Origin of the sequence: Pseudomonas sp. 30_B (genome assembly GCF_017491605.1) — a bacterium.
Classification (GTDB): Bacteria; Pseudomonadota; Gammaproteobacteria; order Pseudomonadales; family Pseudomonadaceae; genus Pseudomonas.
In genome coordinates, this window is sequence record NZ_JAFGYY010000008.1 from 194,231 (window position 1) to 214,431 (window position 20,201).

The 20,201-nt window shown below is 65.5% G+C and carries 19 protein-coding genes; 15 read left to right on the top strand and 4 right to left on the bottom strand.

The genetic code is table 11. The annotated features are described in order from the left end of the window. Window positions 1-14: 14 nt before the first annotated feature. Window positions 15-1,676: a Na+/H+ antiporter gene (locus J5M67_RS11555; protein ID WP_207885448.1), complete on the bottom strand. Its 1,662-nt coding sequence runs from the start codon at window positions 1,674-1,676 to the stop codon at window positions 15-17. A gap of 151 nt (window positions 1,677-1,827) precedes the next feature. On the opposite strand from J5M67_RS11555, the gene J5M67_RS11560 reads away from it, so the two are divergent. From J5M67_RS11560 to J5M67_RS11580, 5 genes are all read left to right on the top strand, one after another. After that, on the top strand, window positions 1,828-2,199 hold the full coding sequence (locus tag J5M67_RS11560; protein ID WP_207885449.1) for an ArsC family reductase: 372 nt from the start codon (window positions 1,828-1,830) through the stop codon (window positions 2,197-2,199). 11 nt (window positions 2,200-2,210) lie between these two features. Next, entirely contained in the window at window positions 2,211-2,837 is a 627-nt protein-coding gene (locus J5M67_RS11565) for a LysE family translocator (protein ID WP_207885450.1), read from the top strand. A 43-nt stretch (window positions 2,838-2,880) separates the two neighbouring features. Then, window positions 2,881-3,915 carry a 2,3,4,5-tetrahydropyridine-2,6-dicarboxylate N-succinyltransferase gene (dapD, locus tag J5M67_RS11570; protein WP_207885451.1) on the top strand — a complete coding sequence of 345 codons (1,035 nt, stop codon included), beginning with the start codon at window positions 2,881-2,883 and terminating at the stop codon, window positions 3,913-3,915. A 95-nt stretch (window positions 3,916-4,010) separates the two neighbouring features. Continuing rightward, window positions 4,011-5,216 carry an aminotransferase class V-fold PLP-dependent enzyme gene (locus J5M67_RS11575; RefSeq protein ID WP_207885452.1) on the top strand — a complete coding sequence of 402 codons (1,206 nt, stop codon included), beginning with the start codon at window positions 4,011-4,013 and terminating at the stop codon, window positions 5,214-5,216. Next, complete coding sequence (locus J5M67_RS11580; RefSeq protein ID WP_207885453.1) at window positions 5,213-5,620, top strand: SufE family protein; 408 nt, start codon at window positions 5,213-5,215, stop codon at window positions 5,618-5,620. The genes J5M67_RS11575 and J5M67_RS11580 overlap by 4 nt, the downstream gene beginning before the upstream one ends. Window positions 5,621-5,713: 93 nt before the next feature. Here J5M67_RS11580 and tcdA read toward each other — a convergent pair whose 3' ends face one another. Beyond that, window positions 5,714-6,520 carry a tRNA cyclic N6-threonylcarbamoyladenosine(37) synthase TcdA gene (gene tcdA, locus J5M67_RS11585; RefSeq protein ID WP_207885454.1) on the bottom strand — a complete coding sequence of 269 codons (807 nt, stop codon included), beginning with the start codon at window positions 6,518-6,520 and terminating at the stop codon, window positions 5,714-5,716. Between the two features lie 260 nt (window positions 6,521-6,780). Between tcdA and J5M67_RS11590 the strand changes: the two genes are divergently transcribed. The 5 genes from J5M67_RS11590 to J5M67_RS11610 all read left to right on the top strand — a co-directional run bounded on the left by J5M67_RS11590 (window position 6,781) and on the right by J5M67_RS11610 (window position 12,337). Beyond that, on the top strand, window positions 6,781-9,378 hold the full coding sequence (locus J5M67_RS11590; RefSeq protein WP_207885455.1) for a glycosyltransferase: 2,598 nt from the start codon (window positions 6,781-6,783) through the stop codon (window positions 9,376-9,378). Window positions 9,379-9,665: 287 nt separating this feature from the next. Next, window positions 9,666-10,823, top strand: a complete 1,158-nt coding sequence (gene dapE / locus J5M67_RS11595; RefSeq protein WP_207885456.1) for a succinyl-diaminopimelate desuccinylase — start codon at window positions 9,666-9,668, stop codon at window positions 10,821-10,823. Next, the gene (locus J5M67_RS11600; protein WP_045209989.1) at window positions 10,820-11,011 is read left to right on the top strand and encodes a hypothetical protein; all 192 of its coding nucleotides are present in this window, start codon (window positions 10,820-10,822) and stop codon (window positions 11,009-11,011) included. The genes dapE and J5M67_RS11600 overlap by 4 nt, the downstream gene beginning before the upstream one ends. Beyond that, entirely contained in the window at window positions 11,005-11,814 is an 810-nt protein-coding gene (locus J5M67_RS11605) for a putative RNA methyltransferase (protein ID WP_207885457.1), read from the top strand. Before J5M67_RS11600 ends, J5M67_RS11605 begins: the two co-directional genes overlap by 7 nt. A 151-nt stretch (window positions 11,815-11,965) precedes the next feature. Further along, window positions 11,966-12,337, top strand: coding sequence for a hypothetical protein (locus tag J5M67_RS11610; RefSeq protein WP_207885458.1), 372 nt, complete (start codon window positions 11,966-11,968; stop codon window positions 12,335-12,337). 69 nt (window positions 12,338-12,406) lie between these two features. Here J5M67_RS11610 and J5M67_RS11615 read toward each other — a convergent pair whose 3' ends face one another. Next, window positions 12,407-12,616 carry a cold-shock protein gene (locus J5M67_RS11615; protein ID WP_207885459.1) on the bottom strand — a complete coding sequence of 70 codons (210 nt, stop codon included), beginning with the start codon at window positions 12,614-12,616 and terminating at the stop codon, window positions 12,407-12,409. A gap of 465 nt (window positions 12,617-13,081) precedes the next feature. After that, the gene (locus tag J5M67_RS11620) at window positions 13,082-13,552 is read right to left on the bottom strand and encodes a YMGG-like glycine zipper-containing protein (RefSeq protein WP_207885460.1); all 471 of its coding nucleotides are present in this window, start codon (window positions 13,550-13,552) and stop codon (window positions 13,082-13,084) included. Window positions 13,553-13,720: 168 nt separating this feature from the next. Between J5M67_RS11620 and plsB the strand changes: the two genes are divergently transcribed. The 5 genes from plsB (at window position 13,721) to J5M67_RS11645 (ending at window position 20,005) form a co-directional block, all read left to right on the top strand. Continuing rightward, entirely contained in the window at window positions 13,721-16,228 is a 2,508-nt protein-coding gene (gene plsB, locus J5M67_RS11625) for a glycerol-3-phosphate 1-O-acyltransferase PlsB (protein ID WP_207885461.1), read from the top strand. A 96-nt stretch (window positions 16,229-16,324) separates the two neighbouring features. Continuing rightward, window positions 16,325-16,771, top strand: a complete 447-nt coding sequence (locus tag J5M67_RS11630; protein ID WP_207885462.1) for a low molecular weight protein-tyrosine-phosphatase — start codon at window positions 16,325-16,327, stop codon at window positions 16,769-16,771. Window positions 16,772-16,909: 138 nt separating this feature from the next. Beyond that, the gene (locus J5M67_RS11635; protein ID WP_207885463.1) at window positions 16,910-18,082 is read left to right on the top strand and encodes a glycosyltransferase; all 1,173 of its coding nucleotides are present in this window, start codon (window positions 16,910-16,912) and stop codon (window positions 18,080-18,082) included. 62 nt (window positions 18,083-18,144) lie between these two features. Beyond that, window positions 18,145-19,164 (top strand): NAD(P)-dependent oxidoreductase, encoded by a 1,020-nt coding sequence (locus J5M67_RS11640; RefSeq protein ID WP_207885464.1) that lies wholly within the window; start codon window positions 18,145-18,147, stop codon window positions 19,162-19,164. Between the two features lie 163 nt (window positions 19,165-19,327). Further along, entirely contained in the window at window positions 19,328-20,005 is a 678-nt protein-coding gene (locus tag J5M67_RS11645) for a DUF4197 domain-containing protein (protein WP_207885465.1), read from the top strand. Window positions 20,006-20,201 lie beyond the last annotated feature (196 nt).

A 20,201-nucleotide genomic window follows, 5' to 3' on the forward strand; every position in this document is an offset into this window, starting at 1 on the left:
GAGCGTTATACGCCCTACACCCATCTCCCCGCCTTGCTGGTGACCCACGCCTCCTGGTTATCCAGCTCACCCAGCACGCCGCGCAGGAGTTCGTCGTCGATCTCATGCTCATGGCGCATCCGGTACAGCTCCAGCCGCTGGGCACGTAGCGCCTTGATACGCAGCGCCTGGTCCGCCAGCTCAAGCGCCCGCGCGCGCTGACGGGCTTCCAGGCTGTCCGGTGCCGGGTCAAGCTCGTGACGGTACTCGGCCATCAGCTTCGCCTTCACCTCCGCCAGCCTCGCGGTTTCCTCGGCGTCCGCGCCTTCCTTCGCCGGCAACGCCTCGCTTTCCAGCATGCGAATCGCCGCTGCAGCGGTCTTGCGCCAGACCTGCTGCACTTCGAGTTCGCGCCGGTCGTTGCTGGCCACCGGCAGGCCGCGCAGCAATATCGGCAGGCCGATGGTTGCTGCCAGCAAGGAGATCAGGATCACCCCGGCGGCAATGAAAATGATCAGGTCACGCTGCGGGAAGGCCGATCCATCCCCCAGCAGCAACGGCACCGAGAGCACGCCCGCCAGGGTCACCGCCCCGCGCACTCCCCCCAGCGCCGATATCGCCGACAGCCGCAAGGTCGGTTCCCCCGGTTGCCCACCGAGCTCGACGCCCCACCAACGCTCGAAGCGCACTGAGACCTTCCAGTAACACCAGACCCAGGCGAAGCGCAGCACCAGCAAGGCGGCGAAGACCGCCAGCACATAGAACGCCAGCAGCGACGAACGCCAGAGCATGTCGTCGGCATGGTGCGCCACCGACTTGAGGATGTCGGGCAACTGCAGGCCGAGCAGCAGGAACACGACGCCGTTGAAGGCGAACTCCAGCATCGACCACACACTGCGGTTGAGCAGCCGGGTGTTGGTCTGCCGCGGCAGCAGATCGACCCAGCTCTGCATCATGCCCGCCGCCACGGCAGCCAGGATGCCCGAGACGCCCACCTCCTCGGCGACCATGTAGGAAGCGAACGGCAACAGCAGCATCAGCACCACATGAGTCGCCGGGTCGTCCCAGCCACGGCGGATCATCCAGCCGCGGATGCGCCCGAGCAGCCAGCTCAGCAGTACCCCGCAGGCCAGGCCGCCCACCGCCACCAGCAGGAACGACAGGCTGGCATCCACCAGCGAGAAGGTGCCGGTCATCGCCGCCGCGATGGCGAACTTGAAGGCCACCAGGCCCGAGGCGTCATTCATCAGCGCCTCGCCCTGGAGGACGTGCATCAGGCGCCTGGGCAGTCGATCCTGGGCGATGGCCGAGACCGCCAGCGCATCGGTGGGCGACAGCACCGCCGCCAGGGCGAAGGCCGCCGCCCAGGGGATCTGCGGAATCAACAGGTGGATGAAGGCACCCCCGACCACCACGGTGATCAGCACCAGGACGAACGCCAGCGCCAGGATCGGCCCGCGCATTTTCCAGAACTCACCCTTGGGCATGCGCCATCCGTCGACGAACAGCAATGGCGGGATGAACAGGAACATGAAGAGCTCGGGATCGAGCGCTACGTGCAATCCCAGGCTCGGCCAGGCCAGCGCGGCACCGGCGGCGATCTGGATCAATGGCAGCGGCAATGGGATCAATTGCGCGGCGAGTCGCGTACCGCCCACGGTCAGCAACAGGATCAGCACGGTGTAGACAGTTTGCATGGACGAACCCCCGGCACAGTGCTCCATTGAACCATCGGCGCAACAGCGGATCAGCCACAGGATCGACAACAATCTGTTGCAGCCGAGCGGTTTCCCACCGGCATCCCCCAAGGCAGCGGGAAATGGCATAATCCCGCGCCTGAAGAAAAGCATGAAAGAGGAGACGCGCCCCGTGAGTCAGCGGACGCTCTATGGAATCAAGGCCTGCGACACCATGAAGAAAGCCCGCACCTGGCTGGACGAGCATGGCGTCGACTACGCCTTCCACGACTACAAGGCTAGCGGAATCGACCGCGCGCACCTGGAGCAATGGTGCAATGAGCACGGCTGGGAGACCATCCTGAACCGCGCCGGCACCACCTTCCGCAAGCTCGACGACGCGCAGAAAGCCGATCTCGACCAGGCCAAGGCCATCGAACTGATGGTCGCCCAGCCGTCGATGATCAAGCGCCCGGTGCTCGACCTGGGCGGCCGTACCCTGGTCGGCTTCAAGCCCGACAACTACGCCGCCGCGCTGGCCTGAGCCTTTCCGCCATGAGCATCGCCTGGGCCCTGTTCCTCCCCGCCTGCTTCGCCCTGAACCTGGCGCCGGGACCGAACAACCTGCTGTCGCTGAACAACGCCGCACGCTTCGGCCTGTTGCGCGCGACGCTGGCCGGCGGCGGGCGCCTGCTGGCGTTCGCCGGCATGCTGGCCCTGGCCGCCTCCGGCCTGGCGCTGGTGCTGCAGACCTCGGCCTGGCTGTTCCTGGCGATCAAGTTGGTGGGCGCCGCCTACCTGCTGTGGCTGGCCGTGCAACTCTGGCGTGCGCCTACCGCCAATCTGCAGGCGAGCGCCGCCTCCGTTCCTGCCAGCAGCCTCTGGCGCCTGACGCGCCAGGAATTCTGGGTCGCCGCCGGCAATCCCAAGGCAATCCTGATCTTCACCGCCTTCCTGCCGCAGTTCGTCGATCCGAACCAGGCCGTGGGCGCTCAGTTCGCCCAGCTGGGCGCCGCCTTCCTGCTGCTGGAATGGCTGGCCATCGCCCTTTACGGGCTCGCCGGGGTCCACCTGGGCAAGCTGCTCGCCGGCGCACGCGCCCGGCGCCTGTTCAACCGTGGTTGTGCCGCGCTGCTGGGCAGCGCCGGGCTGGGCCTGCTGCTCAGCCGCCGTCCGGCCTGACCGAATCCGTTCTTCGAGACTCTCTTTTCAAGGAATCACCCACATGTCGAAATCCCTGTTCAGCCTGGCCTTCGGTGTCGGCACCCAGAACCGCCAGGGCAACTGGCTGGAAGTCTTCTACGCGCAGCCGCTGCTCAACCCCAGCGCCGAACTGCTCGCCGCCGTCGCTCCGCTGCTGGCCTACGAAGGCGGCAACCAGGCGATCGCCTTTACCGCCCACCAGGCCTATCAGCTGGCCGATGCCGTGGAATCCGTCGACGCCACCCAGGCCGCCCTGCTCAACCGCCTGGCCGAAAGCCAGAAGCCGCTGGTCGCCACCCTGCTGGCCGAAGACGCCGCTCCCACCTCCACCCCGGAGGCGTACCTCAAGCTGCACCTGCTGTCCCACCGTCTGGCCAAACCCCACGGCCTGAACCTGACCGGCATCTTCCCGCTGCTGCCGAACGTGGCCTGGACCAACCAGGGCGCCGTCGACCTGGCCGAGCTGGCCGAACTGCAACTGGAAGCGCGCCTGAAGGGCAAGCTGCTGGACGTCTTCTCGGTGGACAAATTCCCGAAGATGACCGACTACGTGGTCCCGACTGGCGTGCGCATCGCCGATACCGCCCGCGTGCGCCTGGGCGCCTACATCGGTGAAGGCACCACCGTGATGCACGAAGGCTTCGTCAACTTCAACGCCGGCACCGAAGGTCCGGGCATGATCGAAGGCCGCGTCTCCGCGGGCGTCTTCGTACGCAAGGGCTCGGACCTCGGCGGCGGCTGCTCCACCATGGGTACCCTGTCCGGCGGCGGCAACATCGTCATCAGCGTCGGCGAAGGCTGCCTGATCGGCGCCAACGCCGGCATCGGCATCCCGCTGGGCGACCGCAACATCGTCGAAGCCGGCCTGTACGTCACCGCCGGTACCAAGATCGCCGTGCTGGACGACCAGAACAATCTGGTGAAAGTGGTCAAGGGCCGCGACCTGGCCGGCCAGCCGGACCTGCTGTTCCGCCGCAACTCCCAGACCGGCGCGGTCGAGTGCAAGACCAACAAGACCGCCATCGAGCTGAACGAAGCGCTGCACGCGCACAACTGAGCAGGTGCGTCCCCGTTCGCGCGGGGTTCGCACTAAGCTTGAAAAACGGGGGCTGCGGCCCCCGTTTTCCATTTTCCGCAACCGGCCACACGTCCATGTCCATTCCCTCGCCCTGGCGTTCCGACTTCCCGGCCCTCGCCGCCTTCGAGGCCGAAGGCCAGACCTACCTCGACAGCGCCGCCACTGCACAGAAGCCCCAGGCCATGATCGACGCACTGGCCGGCTACTACGCCAGCGGCGCCGCCAACGTGCACCGCGCCCAGCACCTGCCCGGCGAGCGCGCCACCCGAGCCTTCGAGGCGACCCGCAGCCTGGCGGCCAACTGGCTCAACGGCGGCAGCCCGGCGCAGGTCATCTTCACCCGCGGCGCCACCGAAGCGCTGAACCTGCTGGCTTACGGGCTGGAAAGCCAGCTCCAGGCCGGCGACGAAATCGTCGTCAGCGCGCTGGAGCACCATGCCAACCTTCTGCCCTGGCAGCAGTTGGCGCTCAGGCGCGGGCTGAAGCTGGTGGTCCTGCCGCTGGACCGCAGTGGACATATCGATCTGGAACGCGCTGCCGGTCTGATCGGCCCGCGCACGCGCCTGCTCGCCGTCAGCCAGTTGTCCAACGTGCTCGGCACCTGGCAACCGCTGCCGGAGCTGCTGCAGATGGCACGCCAGCACGGCGCGCTGACCGTGGTCGACGGCGCACAGGGCGTGGTCCACGGCCGGCACAACCTGTCGGCGCTGGGTTGCGACTTCTACGTCTGTTCCAGCCACAAGCTCTACGGCCCGGAAGGCCTCGGCCTGCTCTGGGGCCGCCCGGAAGCCCTGGAGCGCCTGGCGCACTGGCAGTTCGGCGGCGAGATGGTGCGCGTAGCGGATTACTTCGACGCGCAGTTCCACGGTGCGCCCATGGGCTTCGAAGCCGGCACCCCGCCCATCGGCGCGGTCATCGCCCTGGGCGCCACCCTGGAATGGCTGGCCCGCCAGGACAACGCCGAAATCAGCGCCCACGAGGACTTCCTCCATGCCCGCCTGCTCGCCGGCTTGCGCGCCCGCGACGGCGTACGCGTACTGGGCGAGCCGGAGGTGGCGCTGGCCAGTTTCGTGGTCGAGGGCGTGCATGTTTCGGACCTGGGCCATCTGCTCACTGAACAGGGCATCGCCGTGCGCGCCGGGCACCACTGCGCCATGCCGCTGATGAAGACCCTGGATGTCGCCGGCGCCCTGCGTGTCTCCCTCGGCCTGTACAACGACGGCGCCGATCTGGAGCGCTTCTTCCACGCCCTGGACAGCGCCCTGGAGCTGCTGCGATGAGCCTGCCCGCCGCCGCCAACGAGGCCTTGCAGGCTTTCACCGCCTTGCAGGGCTGGGAGCAACGCGCCCGCCTGCTGATGCAGTGGGGCGAACGCCTGGAGCCACTGAGCGAAGCCGAACTTGGCGACGAACAGCGCGTGCAGGGCTGCGAGAGCAATGTCTGGCTGGTGGCGGATTCGCGCGCCGGTCATTGGCACTTCCGCGCTTACAGCGATGCGCGCCTGCTGCGCGGGCTGCTGGCGTTGCTGCTGGTGCGGGTGGAGGGTTTGCCGGCGGACGAGCTGTCCGCCGTCGATCTGGCGGGCTGGTTCGAACAGCTGGGGCTGGGCCGGCAACTGTCGCCGTCACGCAGCAATGGGTTGAACGCCGTGCTCAAGCGCATGCAGGAGCTGACCAACGGCTGATATGAATGCCTGTGCGTAGGAGCGGACTCCGTCCGCGATAGGTCCGCATCGCGCCGGAGGCCATCGCGGATAAATCCGCTCCTACAAGAGCATTCAGCCCGCAACGCGCTCCGACGGCCGACGCGCTCCGGCGACGATCTTGTCCACCGCCCGCGCCGCCGCGACCATGCCGAAAGTCGCGGTGACCATCATCACTGCACCGAACCCACCGGCGCAGTCCAGCTTCACCCCTTCGCCGACGAAACTCTTGGACTGGCACACCGTGCCGTCCGGTTTCGGGTAGCGCAGCTGCTCGGTGGAGAACACGCACTGCACGCTGTAGTGCCGGCCCGGCGTGCGCGAAAAATTGTAGTCGCGGCGCAGCATCGAGCGGACCTTCGCGGCCAGCGGATCGTTGAAGGTCTTGTTCAGGTCGGCGACCTGGATCTGCGTCGGGTCCACCTGCCCGCCGGCGCCGCCGGTGGTGATGATCTGCAGCTTGCGGCGCTTGCACCAGGCAATCAACGCGGCCTTGGCGGCAACGCTGTCGATGCAGTCGATCACGCAGTCCAGCTCGGGGGTGATGTAGTCCGCCATGGTTTCACGGGTGACGAAATCCGCCACGGCATGGACGACGATGCCGGGGTTGATCGCCTTCAGGCGCTCGGCCATGACCTCGACCTTGGGCTTGCCCACGGCGCCCTGGATGGCGTGTACCTGACGGTTGGTATTGGTGACGCAGACGTCGTCGAGATCGAACAGCGAAATCTCGCCCACGCCGCTACGCGCCAGCGCCTCGGCCGCCCAGGAGCCCACGCCGCCGATCCCGACCACCGCCACATGGCTGGCCGCCAGCCGCTCCAGGCCCTCGCGGCCGTACAGCCGCGCGATACCGCCGAAACGCTGTTCATCCAGTTCCATTCACCACACCTCGTATCGAAACGGCCGGCATTCTATAGCCTTCCGCAATCAGCGTCGGCAGACGTGCAACAAAGCTGACTTTCGGCAGTCTCATACACGCGCCTACAGCCCATTCTAAACTGTCGGGAGCCAGCGTCCGACACCCCACCGCAACGGACCGCCGGCAACCTGTACAGCCCCCGGAGTGCGGGGTAGGATGCGCCCCGCCCGGACGCCATTCCGGCCCCTCCCCGTTCCACCCTTTGGAACCCGATCGCACCATGCCTGCACGCAAGTTCGGCCTCAACCTGGTGGTCTTCGTCGCCCTGGCGGCGCTCTTCACCGGTTTCTGGGCCCTCTACAACCGCCCCGTCAGCGTTCCCGACTGGCCGGAAAGCATTTCCGGATTCTCCTTCTCGCCCTTCCGCCTGAACCAGAATCCGCAGAAGAACCAGTTCCCCAGCGACGACGAAATCCGTTCGGACCTGGAGCTCGTGTCGAAGCAGACCGACAATATCCGCACCTACTCGGTGAAGGGTTCGCTGGCCGACATCCCGCGCCTGGCCGAGGAGCTCGGCATGCGCGTCAGCCTGGGGATCTGGATCGGCCCGGACGAAGCCGAGAACGAGGCCGAGATCGAGCGCGGCATCGAGATCGCCAACAACTCGCGCAGCGTGGTGCGGGTGATCGTCGGCAACGAGGCCCTGTTCCGCCGCGAGGTCACGGTGGAGCAGTTGTCCGGCTACCTGGACCGCGTGCGCAAGGCGGTGAAGGTACCGGTGACCACCGCCGAGCAGTGGCATATCTACGAGAAGTACCCGGAACTGGCCAGGCACGTCGACCTGATCGCGGCGCACATCCTGCCCTACTGGGAATACACCCCGATGGACACCGCCGTGCCGTTCGTCCTCGAACGCGCCCGCGAACTGCGCGCCAAGTTCCCGCGCAAGCCGCTGCTGCTGGCCGAGGTCGGCTGGCCGAGCAACGGCCGCATGCGCGGTGGCGCCGACGCCACCCAGGCGGACCAGGCCATCTACCTGCGCCGGCTGACCAATGCACTGAACAAGAAGGGCTACAACTACTTCGTCGTCGAGGCCTTCGACCAGCCGTGGAAAGTCGGTGACGAAGGCTCGGTCGGCGCCTACTGGGGCGTCTACAACGCGCAGCGCCAGCCCAAGTTCAACTTCACCGGCCCGGTGGTGAATATCCCGCAGTGGCGCACCCTGGCGGTGGCCTCGGTGGTGATGGCGCTGCTCGCCCTGACCCTGCTGATGATCGATGGCAGCGCCCTGCGCCAGCGCGGCCGCACCTTCCTCACCGTGGTCGCCTTCGCCGGCGGCTCGGTGCTGGTATGGATCGGCTACGACTACAGCCAGCAGTACAGCACCTGGTTCAGCATGACCGTCGGCGGCCTGCTGGGCATCGGCGCGCTGGGCGTATTCATCGTGCTGCTCACCGAGGCCCACGAACTGGCCGAGACCGTCTGGGTGCGCAAGCGCCGCCGGCCGTTCGACCCGGTGCTCACCGATACCGGCTACCGGCCCAAGGTCTCGGTGCATGTGCCCTGCTACAACGAGCCGCCGGAGATGATGAAGAAGACCCTGGACGCGCTGTCCCGGCTCGACTATCCGGACTTCGAAGTCCTGATCATCGATAACAACACCAAGGACCCGGCAGTCTGGGAACCGGTGCGCGACTACTGCGAAATCCTCGGCCCGCGCTTCCGCTTCTTCCACGTCGCACCGCTGGCCGGCTTCAAGGGCGGCGCGCTGAACTACATCCTGCCGCACACCGCGCCGGACGCCGAAGTCGTCGCTGTGATCGACGCCGACTATTGCGTCGAGCCGAACTGGCTCAAGCAGATGGTGCCGCACTTCAGCGATCCGAAGATCGCCGTGGTGCAATCCCCGCAGGACTACTACGACGGCGAGGAGAACGTCTTCAAGAAGCTCTGCTACGCCGAATACAAGGGCTTCTTCCACATTGGCATGGTCACCCGCAACGACCGCGACGCGATCATCCAGCACGGCACCATGACCATGATCCGCCGCACCGTGATGGACGAGCTGAAATGGGCCGACTGGACCATCTGCGAGGACGCCGAACTGGGCCTGCGGGTGTTCGAGAAGGGCTACTCGGCCGCCTACTCGCACCAGAGCTTCGGCAAGGGCGTGATGCCCGACACCTTCATCGACTACAAGAAGCAGCGCTTCCGCTGGGCCTACGGCGCCATCCAGATCATGAAGGGCCACGCCCGCGCCCTGTTCCAGGGCAAGGACAGCAAGCTCACCCTCGGCCAGCGCTACCACTTCATCGCCGGTTGGCTGCCGTGGATCGCCGATGGCATGAACATCTTCTTCACCATCGGCGCGCTGCTGTGGTCGTCGGCGATGATCATCGTGCCCAAGCGTGTCGACCCGCCGCTGCTGATCTTTGCCATCCCGCCGCTGGCGCTGTTCTTCTTCAAGTTCGGCAAGATCCTGTTCCTCTACCGCCGCGCCGTGGGCGTCAATCTCGTACGATCGTTCCAGGCAGCGGTGGCGGGCCTGGCGCTGTCGCACACCATCGCCAAGGCGGTGCTCTACGGGGCGTTCACCAAGACCATCCCGTTCTTCCGCACGCCGAAGATGGCTTCCAACCACGGCATCCTCGTCGCGCTCGCCGAGGCGCGGGAGGAAGTCTTCATCATGCTCCTGCTGTGGGGCGCGGCACTGGGTATCGTGCTGGTACAGGGCGTGCCAAGCCGGGATATGATGTTCTGGGTGGCCATGCTGCTGGTGCAGTCGCTGCCCTACCTTGCCGCCCTGGTGATGGCGCTGCTGTCCGCGGCGCCCAAGGCTCAGGAGGCACCGGTCGCGGACGCCGCACCGGCCAGCTAAGGAGTTATCGCGTAGGGCGTACAACCGTTCGCGGTTGTACGCCGATACACCGCTCGCATCGTCGGCGCCATGGTCAAACCTGAAACGCCTTGGAGCGGCGTCTCCGCGCCAACCCCGGAGCGCCCTGCTGCCAAGGTCAATCGGCGTATAACGTCGAACGTTATACGCCCTACGATCCCGGGACCTTGTGTAGCGGCTCGTGCACCATCCGTCTCCTCCCAAGAACGCCGGCCATATGCCGGCGTTTTTGCTTTAAGATGGGCGCCTTTTTCCGTTCCACCCCCAGGATGCCCTCAATGTCCCTCTCGCCGACACTGGCCCTCGCCTGCGAGCTGATTCGCCGTCCCTCCGTCACGCCGGTCGATGCCGACTGCCAGCAGCTGATGATGCAGCGCCTGGACGCCTGCGGCTTCGCCCTGGAGCCCATGCGCATCGAAGAGGTAGATAACTTCTGGGCCCTGCGCCAGGGCCGCGACGGCGCCAATGGCCCGGTGCTGTGCTTCGCCGGCCACACCGACGTGGTCCCCACCGGCCCCGAGCAGGCCTGGCAGCACCAGCCGTTCGACGCCCTGATCGACGCCGACGGCATGCTCTGCGGCCGTGGCGCGGCCGACATGAAAGGCAGCCTGGCGTCGATGATCATCGCCACCGAGCGCTTCGTCGCCGACCACCCGGACCACCGCGGCAGCATCGCCTACCTGATCACCAGCGACGAGGAAGGCCCCGCCCATCACGGCACCAAGGCCGTGGTCGAGCGCCTGAAGGCGCGCAACGAGCGTCTGGACTGGTGCATCGTCGGCGAGCCGTCGAGCACCACCCTGGTCGGGGACATCGTCAAGAACGGCCGTCGCGGTTCCCTCGGCGCCACCCTCAGCGTGCGTGGCAAGCAGGGCCACGTGGCCTACCCGCACCTGGCGAAGAACCCGATCCACCTCGCCGCCCCGGCCCTGGCCGAGCTAGCCGCCGAGCACTGGGACAACGGCAACGACTACTTCCCGCCGACCAGCTTCCAGATCTCCAACATCAATGGCGGCACCGGCGCGACCAACGTGATCCCGGGCGAGCTGAAGGTGATCTTCAACTTCCGCTTCTCCACCGAATCCACCGTCGAAAGCCTGCAGCAACGCGTCGCGGCGATCCTCGACAAGCACGGCCTCGACTGGCACATCGACTGGGCGCTGTCCGGCCTGCCGTTCCTCACCCAGCCGGGTGAGCTGCTCGATGGCGTGGCGGCGGCGATCCGCGCGGTCACCGGCCGCGAGACCACTCCGTCGACCTCCGGCGGCACCTCCGACGGCCGCTTCATCGCCACCATGGGTACCCAGGTGGTCGAGCTCGGCCCGGTCAACGCCACCATCCACCAGGTGGACGAACGCGTGCTGGCCAGCGACCTCGATGTGCTGACCGAAATCTATTACCAGACCCTGGTGCGACTGCTGGCATGAGTGGACCGAACAAAGGCTTCTGCCTGGGCGCCGTACAGCCCGACACCCCGCCGCCCGCGCCAGCCGCCGAGCGCCGCTATTCCCTGCGCGTGTACCAGATCGCCCAGCGCCGCCGCTCCCTGCCCACGGTGCTGCGCAACGACCTGCCGCAGCCGCTGGTGCCGCCGCAAGGGAAGAAAGGATGCTGATCTGCCCGCTGTGCCGCGAGGCGCTGACCGAGGTCGATAACGGTGTCGCCTGCCCCGCCGGCCACCGCTTCGACCGTGCCCGCCAGGGCTACCTGAACCTGCTGCCGGTGCAGCACAAGAAGAGCCTCGATCCGGGCGACAACGCCGCCATGGTCGAGGCACGCCGGCACTTCCTCGGCGCGGGCCACTATGCTCCGCTGGCCAGACGCCTGGCCGAACTCGCCGCCGAGCGCGCTCCTGGGCGCTGGCTGGATATCGGTTGCGGCGAGGGCTACTACACCGCGCAGCTGGGTGAAGCCCTGCCACAGGCCGACGGCTATGCGCTGGACATCTCCCGCGAGGCCGTGAAACGCGCCTGCAAGCGCGCCCCGCAGCTGACCTGGATGGTCGCCAGCATGGCTCGCGTGCCGCTGGCCGACGCCTCCTGTCAGCTGCTGGCCAGCGTATTCAGCCCGATCGACTGGAAGGAAGCGGCGCGCCTGCTGACGCCCGGCGGCGGCGTGCTGCGCCTGGGCCCGGCCCGCGACCACCTGCTGGAGCTGCGCCAGCGCCTGTACGACGAAGTGCGCGAGTACGTCGAAGACAAGCACCTCGCCGACCTGCCCGAAGAGCTGAAACTGGCGCACAGTGAGCAACTGAGCTTCAAGCTGCCGCTGCACACCCGCGAAGCCCGCGAACACCTGCTGGCGATGACGCCCCACGGTTGGCGGGTCAACCCCGAGCGGCGCGAGCGTATCCTCGCCGAGCCGTTCGAGGTGACGGTCGCGGTACGCTACGATTGGCTGGAACGCCAGGAACCCTGAAGCCGGCCCAAGGCCGGCTTGCGTTCGCCCATGCGGCGTTAAAAACAGGTTCAAAGTGCTCATTTACTCCACGTAAACTGCGCTTTTGAACCTATTTTTGCCTAGCCTGAGCATCGCTCGGCTCGGCCTTGAACCGGCTTACGAGGACGCCATGCGCCAACCGGATATCGAGATCTACATCAAGGATGCCGACCAGGCCGCCGTCAGCGCCTGGCTGGAAAAGGCCCTTGGCCCCTGCTCCGAATGGCGCGCCCAGGGCGAGACCTTCAAGTGCACCGCCGGCAGCATTCCCGCCACCTGGCTGCCCAAGGCCGTGGGCAAGTGGAACAGCCTGTTCCTGGACAGCGACAAGACTCCGTGGGACGACGATGTCGCCTGTGCCCGCGATGCCTGCGCCGCGCTGGACGTCGAAGTGCGCTGCGCACCGGGAAGCTGGAGCGAGGATCAGGGCGAGGAAGATGCGGACCGCTGGCTGAAGGTAACCACCGCCGGCGTCGAGGAGATCACCTGGCGCACGGGCTGAAGCCGTCCTGCGCAAGGCTGTAAAAACAAAGGCCCGTCCATTGGACGGGCCTTTGTCGTCTTCGGGGGCTCAGACCTTGGCGACGTCTTCCGCCTGGAGGCCTTTCTGACCCTGGATCACCGAGAACTCCACTTTCTGGCCTTCGGCCAGGGAGCGGTGACCATCGCCACGAATGGCACGGTAGTGAACGAAAACGTCCGGACCGCTATCGCGTTGAATGAATCCATAACCTTTGGCGTCATTGAACCACTTGACGGTTCCGACCTCACGATCAGCCATTACCACACTCTCCAACTTGCCTATTATTTTTGGGTGGCCCCCGAAATGAGGACTTCGACGGCTCGTCCGACTGAACGTTTTCCGCATCATCCGACCCGAGCCCGAGGCGCGTTGGAAGGCAATTCGAATAACGCCCGAAGGCGACCGCGATCCCGAGTATATAAATCAAAAGTTACAGCTGAAAAGCACTTTTTCAACAAGTCCGCGCGCCTGTGACTCATCGAGCCAAAGTGCCATTTTACGGGGCTTGCAGGGCCATTTTGGTGCTCGTTACCCAGCGTAACGAAAGTGTTTCGAACTTGGACTCCTGCACAACTTTGCACGATGGTTCCGGGCGTTTTCGCAACACCCGGAGCCACTTTTCCGATCAGGGTTTGCGTCCCTGCATAGCAACCGGACGCAGTGCCAGAATCTCGCCCAAGGCGAAACCCTCAAATGGCCGACACCGCCTGCGGTCGCGAGGTGTCACGGGTTGACCTGGTAGCCACGCCCCTGCAGGCAGCTGCTGTAGGCCGAGGAACTCGCCTGGCTCTGCGTGGCCTGCTGGTTGCGGCGGTCCTGACGGCGATCCTGGCGCTGGCGGGATGCCCCCACCACGGCCCCGGCGGCGGCGACTTCGCCGGCACGGTTCTGCCGGTACTGCTGCTTGGCGTCATCGCTGGCCCGGTCGTAGATCTCGTCGTGCTGCTGGCCGCGCACTTCGGCGGCCACCGCCCCGGCGGCCGCGCCCCTGGCCGCGCCCCGCACTCGCCCGCCGACCTTCGGGTCGGTGCTGGTGGTCGAGCTGCTCGCGGCATTGGCGGCAACCCCGTTGCAGTAGTCCATGTCCTGTTGCACCTGCTGGCTGCTCTGGCCATTGAGCGGCACCACCGTCTGCGCTCCTGCCGGCGCTATGCAGACCAGCGCCAACAAGCATCCAAAAGTCACTTTACGCATCGTTCCACCTCCATAAATGGGAACCCTGAGTTAGCAGGATAGTCCCTGCCGATACGGCGTTCGCTGCCGCCGACCAGCCGCCTGCGGCTTTGCCGCAGACCCGCCGATCCGGCACACTAACGCTCCTGAGTAATCGCTCGTTTTATTTCTGCCAGCCATAGGGCCTGTATGCCTCGTTACCCGTTCCGCCGCTTCGGTTTTGGTGCCCTGCGCCGCCTGCTGTACCTCTGGGTGCGCTCGGAAACCATCAACCAGTCGGCCTTCAGCCTGAAGATCGACCGCAGCAAACCGGTCCTCTACGTCCTGCAGCAGCCCTCGGTCAGCGATCTGGCCGTGGTCGACACAGAATGCCGCAAGGCCGGCCTGCCGCGCCCGGTGATGCCGGTCGCTATCGGCGAGTCCATCGAGCCCGCGGCCTTCTTCTACCTGACTCCGGAGCCCGACTGGCTTGGCCGCCAGGACAAGCGCGGCGCACCGCCGACGCTGGTACGCACGCTCAATGCCATTGGCCAGAACGGGATCGACGACGCGCAGATCGTCCCCGTCAGCGTGTTCTGGGGACAATCGCCGGATAGCGAAAAGAGCGCCTGGAAGTTGCTGTTCGCCGACAACTGGGCGGTGACCGGGCGCCTGCGCAAGCTGGCGCGCATCCTGATCCTCGGCCGCAAGACCCGCGTGCAGTTCTCCGCGCCTATCCATCTGCGCGAGCTGGTGGAGCAGAACAAGGGCCACGCGCGCACCCTGCGCATGGTGCAACGCATCCTGCGGGTGCACTTCCGCAACCAGAAGACCGCCGTGATCGGCCCGGACCTTTCCCACCGCCGCACCCTGGTCAAGGGCCTGCTGCGCGCGCCGCTGGTGCGCCAGGCGATCCAGGAAGAGTGCGAAACCCAGAAGATCTCCCAGGAGAAGGCCGAGGCCACCGCGCTGCGCTACGCCAACGAGATCGCCGCCGATGTCTCCTACCCGGTGATCCGTTTCCTCGAAGTAACCCTGACCTGGTTCTGGAACAAGCTCTACGAGGGCGTGAAGGTCAACCACATCGAGCGCGTGCAGGACGTCGCCCAGGGCCACGAGATCGTCTACGTGCCCTGCCACCGCAGCCACATCGACTACCTGCTGCTGTCCTACCTGCTGTTCCGCAACGGCCTGACCCCGCCGCACATCGCCGCCGGCATCAACCTCAACATGCCCATCGTCGGCTCGATCCTGCGCCGTGGCGGCGCCTTCTTCATGCGTCGCAGCTTCAAGGGCAACCAGCTGTACACCGCGGTGTTCAACGAATACCTGCACACCCTGTTCAGCCGCGGCTTCTCCACCGAATACTTCGTCGAAGGCGGCCGCTCGCGCACCGGGCGCATGCTGCACCCGCGCACCGGGATGCTGGCGATCACCCTGCGCAGCTTCCTGCGCGACTCGCGCCGCCCCATCGTCTTCGTCCCCGTGTACATCGGCTACGAGCGCGTGCTCGAAGGCCGCACCTACCTGGGCGAACTGCGCGGCGCGGCGAAGAAGAAGGAGTCGATCTTCGACATCTTCAAGGTCATCGGCGCGCTGAAGCAGCGCTTCGGGCAGGTCTGGGTGAACTTCGGCGAGCCGATCCACCTCGACCGCTTCCTCGACCAGCAGCAGCCGGACTGGCGCCAGCAGGAACTGGCCCCGGAGTTCCGCCCGGCCTGGCTGTCGGAAACCACCCACCACCTGGCCCGCGACGTCGCCCGTCACCTGAACGACGCCGCCGCGATCAATCCGGTGAACCTGGTGGCCCTGGCGCTGCTCTCCACCACCCGCCTGGCGCTGGACGAAACCGCCCTGGCGCGGGTCATCGACCTCTACCTCGGCCTGCTGCGCAAGGTGCCCTACTCGCCCAGCGCCACCCTGCCCGACGGCGACGGCCAGCAGCAGATCGAATACGTGAAGAGCATGAACCTGCTCAGCGAGCAGAAGGACGCCCTCGGCCGCATCTGCTACCTCGACGAGCAGAACGCGGTACTGATGACCTACTACCGCAACAACATCCTGCACATCTTCGCCCTGCCCGCGCTGATCGCCAGCTTCTTCCAGAACAGCGGGCGAATCAGCCGCGAGCAGCTGCTGCGCTACACCCGCGCGCTGTATCCGTATCTCCAGGCCGAGCTGTTCATCCGCTGGAATCTGGACGAGCTGGACGCGGTGGTCGACCAGTGGCTGCAAGCCATGGTCGACGGTGAACTGCTCAGGCAGGAGAACGACACCTTCATCCGCCCGGCGCCCAGCTCGCGCCAGTTCGTACTGTTGACCCTGCTGGCCCGTGCCATCACCCAGACGCTGCAGCGCTTCTACATGTCGATTTCGCTGGTGCTCAACGCCGGACAGAAGCAGCTCACCGCCGAGGAGCTGGAAAACCTCTGCACCGTCATGGCCCAGCGCCTGTCGATCCTGCACGGCCTGAACGCCCCCGAGTTCTTCGACAAGAGCCTGTTCCGCCATTTCATCCAGACGCTGCTGGAGGAAGACGTGCTGCGCAAGGACGAGAACGGCAAGCTGAGCTTCCACGAGCTGCTGGGCGAGCTGGCCGAGGGCGCGGCCAAGCGGGTATTGCCGGCGGAAATCCGGCTCTCCATCCGCCAGGTTGCGCTGGAGCAGCCGAACCCGGCAACACCGGCCGAACAGCCTGCGGTCACTCCGGGGAACTGAAAGGCAGCGGCCGGTTGATACCGGCCGCTTGACGCCTGCTTGTCACGGTCGATAGATTTTTGGCGATCCCCCCTTTCCGCGGTCAGGAACGCCCTCGTGTTCGACAGGATTCTGATCGTCTGCACCGGCAACATCTGCCGTAGCCCCATCGCCGAGCACCTGCTGCGCGAAGCCTTGCAGGGCAGTGACATCGCCGTCAGCTCCGCCGGGCTCGGCGCGCTGGTCGACCATCCCATCGACTGTACCGCCCTGGCCACCCTCCAGCACCACGGTCATCGCCCGCCATCGCACCGCGCACGCCAGCTGACCGCCGAGCTTGCCCATGAGGCCGACCTGATCCTGACCATGGAGCAGGGCCAGATCCAGAGCATGATCCAGCGCGTCCCCGAAACACGCGGGAAAATCTTCCTGCTCGGCAAGTGGCAAAGCGAACAGGAGATTCCCGACCCGTACCGCCAGGGACCGGAAGCCTTCGAGCACAGCTACGGGTTGATCGAGCGTGCCGTGGCCAGCTGGGCAGAGCGCCTGCTGGCGCGCCGATAGTTCGACGGCCGACAAACGTAGCGTCCGCTCTGCCACGACCGCGTAGCAAAAAGACTACGCTGAGGTTCTGCCCGACCATATTCCGCAGTTTGGTCTCTCCAGGTAGTCGCTCAACTGACTCGGAGCCTGCGTCTGAATATGAAGACACCTCATATCACCAAGGTCGCGATCATCCACTACTGGTGGCTGAGCAATCGCGGCGGCGAGGCCGTCTGCTCCGCAATTGCGGAGCTGTATCCCGACGCGGATATCTTCATCCATGTCTGCGATGAGCAGGTCGTGCGCCAGGCATTGCCTGGAAACTTCCAGGGAAAGATAGGCACGACATTCATTTCGAAACTGCCCAAAGCGCGCAGGCACTATCAGAAGTACTTGCCCCTCATGCCGCTTGCGCTCGAACAGCTCGATCTCACGCCGTATGACCTGATCATCAGTAGCGAATCCGGCCCAGCCAAGGGCGTCATTACCCGCCCTGACTCCGTTCACATCTGTTATTGCCATTCGCCCATGCGCTATGTGTGGGACATGTATCACGAGTACCTGTCCGGAGCGGGGCGTTTCGTTCGAACACTGTTCCCCGTCATTGCCCATTGGCTCAGGGTCTGGGACAGGCTTTCGGCGGACCGCGTCGACTACTTCATCGCCAACTCGACCTTCGTTGCATCGCGCATCCGGAAGTTCTACCGGCGCGACTCGGAAATCATCTTTCCCCCCGTCAACGTCTCGGACTTCAATCCGCGGCTGGAGCGGGGTGACTTCTATCTGTGCCTGGGCCAGCTGGTCGCCTACAAACGCGCCGACATGGCGGTCGAAGCCTTCAACAGGCTCGGACTGCCCCTGGTGGTGGTCGGCGAAGGCGAGCTGTTCGAGTCGTTGACGAAGATCGCCGCGCCAAACGTCAAGTTGATGGGGCGTCAGCCCTTTTCAGTCATTCAGGATCTGCTGCAACGCTGCCGCGGGTTGATTTTCCCGGGGATGGAGGATTTCGGCATCGTCCCGGTCGAAGCCATGGCGGCAGGCGCTCCGGTGATCGCCTACGGAAAAGGCGGCGCCCTGGATACCGTCATTCATGGCAAGACCGGCATTCTGTTTCAGGAACAAAGCGTCGATGCATTGATGGAGGCCGTCAGGCAGCTTGAGCGTGGCGAGTTCGATTTCACTCCGGCAGAAATGCACCTGCATGCGCAGCGTTTCGCAAAACCCGTATTCCAGCAGCGCATCAAGGCATTCGTGAACCAGGCACTGACCCAGACGCCCTCCACGGAAAGACACGACCCCGGCCTACCTCCCGAAGTCAGGCAGCACTCCTGAGGACGAACAGGTGGCCATCCCGTTTTCATGACCGGTGAATACTCACCCATTGCAGGTCCATCATGCGCTGTGCCGTCATCTTCGGAGGCTCCGGCTTCATAGGCGTTTTCTTTGCCAGGCACCTGCTGGCAACGGGAGCCTTCGAAAAGGTCTATCTGTTCGACAAGGAACAGGTCGCCGACAAACCTTTCCCCTATCGAACCAGGCTGGTGCAGGAATCTGCCGGCATCGTCGAGGTTCGCGGCGATGTTCGCCAACCCATCGACTGGACGCCCGCGGAATCGATTTCGCTCATCGCGAACTTCGCCGCCGTGCATCGCGAACCCGGTCATGACGACTTCGAGTATTACGAGACCAACCTGCAGGGCGCCCAGCATGTCTGTGCCTGGGCCGAACGCGTGGGTTGCAACGACATCATCTTCACCAGTTCGATCTCTCCCTACGGGCCGAGCGAGGAACAGAAGGACGAGCGCTCGCTGCCCGTCCCCATGACCGCCTATGGCGGATCGAAACTGGTGGCGGAGAAGATGCACCTGGCCTGGCTCGCGGCAGACCAGGACACGCGGCACCTGGTGATCGTGCGGCCCGGCGTGGTGTTCGGTCCCGGCGAGGGCGGCAATGTCTCGCGCCTGATCAAGGCGGTGCTGCGTCACTACTTCTTCTACATGGGCAACCGCGATACCCGGAAGGCCGGCACCTACGTCAAGGAGCTGTGCAATGCCATGTACTGGATGCTCGAACGGCAGAAGGCCCAGGGGGAGCACTACTCACTGTTCAACATGTCGATGAATCCCGGGCCGTCGATCCAGGACTATGTCGATACCGTCTGCCAGGTGGCCGGGGTGAAACGGCGCGTGCCGGAGATCCCCTTCCACGTCCTGCTTGGCGCCGCCCATTGCATAGACCTGGTCGCCCGCCCGCTGGGCATTCGCCACCCGTTCAGCCCGGTTCGTATCCGCAAGCTGGTGCGTTCCAACAATATCCATCCCGCTCGCCTCGTCGAACTGGGTTACCCCTATCAGTTCGACCTGAAGTCCGCCTTCAGCGATTGGAAGTCCGCCGCGCCCGAAGAATGGCGCTGACCAGGGAACCCGTCGCACCCGGCACGTTCCAATGCTCCGTCCCTGTGCGCTGATTCATCGCACCTCCGGGTTTTCCCCGACGGCCTCCGTCCGTTACTCTCCGCGCCTCATTTTTCACCTCGACGGCCAGCTAGGCCGCCGAGCTTCGCTCAAGGAAGTCTCGATGTTGCGAATCCCTGCCCTGCTGGCCGGCGCCCTGCTCTCGGTCAACGCCTTCGCCCTGTCCCTCTCCGACCTCAGCCAGAGCGACGCATCCACCGGCCTGAAGGACGCCCTGACCCAGGGCGCACAGGTGGCCGTGAAACAGCTCAGCCAGCCCGGCGGCTTCAGCAATGACCCGCAGGTGCGCATCGAGCTGCCCGGCAAGCTGGGCAAGGCCGCCAAGACCATGAAGCAGTTCGGCATGGGCGCCCAGGTCGACCAGCTGGAAGCCAGCATGAACAAGGCCGCCGAGGCCGCCATGCCGCAGGCCCAGGCGCTGCTGGTGGATGCGGTGAAGAAGATGACCGTGACCGACGCCAAGGGCATCCTCCAGGGCGGCGACCATGCCGCCACCGACTACCTGAACCGCAGCAGCCGCGAACAGCTGCGCGCCAAGTTCCTGCCGATCATCAAGCAGGCCACCGACCAGGTCGGGGTGGCCAAGCAGTACAACGCCTTCGCCAGCCAGGCCACCGCCTTCGGCGTGGTCGATGCCAAGAGCGCCAACGTCGAGAACTACGTGACCGAGGAAGCGCTGGACGGCCTGTTCAAGATCATCGCCGAGCAGGAGAAGAGCATCCGCCAGGACCCGGCCGCCGCGGCCACCGGGATGGCGAAGAAGGTGTTCGGGGTGCTCTGAAACATCCGTCTCAAGAGCGTTCGCGAGCAAGCTCGCTCCTACAGGTAAAGCAAAGCCCGGCATCTGCCGGGCTTTTTCATGCCTGCTCCTACAGGGAAACACGGCCGTGACCGGTTTGGTGTAGGAGCGGACCTTGTCCGCGAAATCCATCGCGGCGGGCTGGTTGCCGCCAGGGAATCACCTCGGCATGGCGCCC